General features: G+C 44.6%; 1 protein-coding gene. It reads right to left on the minus strand.

Features of this window, described 5'->3' with window-relative positions:
• The coding region (locus tag F0U47_RS22805; RefSeq protein ID WP_223162858.1) for a 50S ribosomal protein L30e at positions 1 to 325 on the minus strand (325 nt) is incomplete at both ends.

Raw genomic sequence — 325 nt, forward strand, 5'->3', positions numbered from 1 at the left:
CTGATGCTTCAGGCAAAGTGGTGATAATGTCCGAGTCACCAGGGTCTGTGATGGCGAGTGTGCACACTCTGTAGTATTTTCCGCATGCTGTTCCTAATTCAATGTTGTTCCCGCTGTAGTGGTGAACACCTGTCTTAGCTAGGAGGGCGTAGTATTCAATCTCAGATTTCCTTAGCGGAGGAGCATTTTTAGCGATGATAACCAGCTTTGCTTTGCCTTGTCGAAGAGTTTTCAAAGTTTGCTTGTATCCTAAGCAATATTTTCCCGATTTCATCACCAAGGCAAGGCGGGAGTTAATTGACTCGATGGTCTTTTTCTGTTTCTT

The organism is Nocardioides antri (assembly GCF_008373765.1).
GTDB classification, from domain to species: Bacteria; Actinomycetota; Actinomycetes; order Propionibacteriales; family Nocardioidaceae; genus Nocardioides; species Nocardioides antri.